At 76.2% G+C, this 1,478-nt stretch carries 2 protein-coding genes; one reads left to right on the forward strand and one right to left on the reverse strand.

Annotation, left to right across the window (positions count from 1 at the left end):
• Nucleotides 1-655 (forward strand): DUF4384 domain-containing protein (locus HMPREF0731_RS15955; protein ID WP_245538347.1); only part of this gene is annotated, 655 nt, incomplete at its 5' end.
• Between the two features lie 3 nt (nt 656-658).
• Here HMPREF0731_RS15955 and HMPREF0731_RS15960 read toward each other — a convergent pair.
• Nucleotides 659-1,478, reverse strand: an 820-nt coding sequence (locus tag HMPREF0731_RS15960) for a hypothetical protein (RefSeq protein WP_007005206.1), incomplete at its 5' end; no start/stop codon positions are given.

Raw genomic sequence — 1,478 nt, forward strand, 5'->3', positions numbered from 1 at the left:
GGCCGGTGTCGCCGCCGCCATGCGGCAGGCGCTGTCCGCCTCCAGCTGCGCCCTGGTCGCCGGCAGCGCGGGGGAGCAGGGCGGCGTGCTGAGCGGCGCGGTGCGCCAGGGCGAGGCCGCCATCCTGGCCGCCGCCCTGCAACGCGCCGGGCTGCCCGCCGGGGCGGTGCGGCTGGAACTGCAGGAATTCAACGGCCCCTATTGCGCGCTGGTGCCGGTGCTGGCGCCCTTCCTGGCCTCGCCCGGCGCGGCGCCGGCGGTGCGCCGCGATGGCGGCACGCCGCTGCTGGCCGGCGACCTGCTGCGGCTCGACATCGCCATGCCGCAGGCGCCCTCCTATCTGGAGCTGCTCTACCTGACGACCGACGGCCAGGTGGTGCAGCTCGCGCCCCCCGAGGCGCAGGCCGCCGGCGCCCGGCTGCGCAAGGGCGATCCCGGTCCCGGCTTCCCCGGCTGGGTGCTGGAGGAACCCTATGGCACCGACCTGCTGCTGGTCGTCACCTCGGACCGGCCTGTGTTTCCCGCCGGGCGTGCGGTGGTGCAGCCGCTGGCCGAGTTCCTCGCGATGGCGCGGGAGGCGCTGCCGCGGTTGCGCCAGCAGGGCGGCCGCGCCGAGATCCGCCCGCTGGTGGTGACGGTGGCGCCGCGCCGCTGAGGCTCAGCGCGCGGCGGCGGGGTCGAGCGGCAGCCCCTCGAAGAAGGCGCCGTCGCGCAGTGTGGCGCGCAGGTTCTCCAGCTGCGCCTCGCCCAGCCCGAGCAGGCTGGCGCGGAAGAAGCGGCGATCCGGGGTGAACAGCAGATAGGCCTGCATCTCGCCGGCCATCAGGTCGTCATTGCGCGTGTCATAGCCCTCGCGGCCGAGGAAGCGGCGGAAGGCCTCGCGCTCGGCCTCGACCAGCTGCTCCCGCCAGACGCGGCGCACATGCGCGGCGTAGAAGGGCAGGGTGAAATCGTGGCCATGGCCGATCTCGTGCCGCAGCGTGGTGCGGCGCGCCGCCGCGTCCACCGGCCCGCCGGGCGCGACGATGGAGAGCAGCGCGATCTCCCCCGCCGGCTCGGCCCGGCGGGCCAGGGCATATTGCTCCGCCACCCATTGCTCGCCCGGGGTCAGCGCGATGCCGTCGCGCGCCGCCAGCGCCAGGAAGCGCGCCACGTCGCCGCCGCGATAGTCATGGCCGTAATAGTAGCTCTCGGCGCGCTGGCCGGTGCGGGCCAGCAGGGCGCGCAGCTCGGCCTCGGTCAGCACCCGGTCGCGCGGCGCGCCGGCCTTCTCCACCAGGGCGGCGATGCGGTTCAGCGCGGCGCCCTGGCTGGCCAGGTCGGGGAAGTCCAGCACGAAGATGCGCGGATTCTCCGCCAGGCGCAGCATCCTGGGCGCCGTGGCGCGGTGCGCGGCGATGCCGGCCTCGTCCAGCAGCGGGATGTCGGCGGCGGCGGGCTGGCGCGGCGGCGGCCAGCCCGGCTCCAGCGGCAGGGTC

The sequence above is a fragment of the Pseudoroseomonas cervicalis ATCC 49957 genome (assembly GCF_000164635.1).
Classification (GTDB): Bacteria; Pseudomonadota; Alphaproteobacteria; order Acetobacterales; family Acetobacteraceae; genus Pseudoroseomonas; species Pseudoroseomonas cervicalis.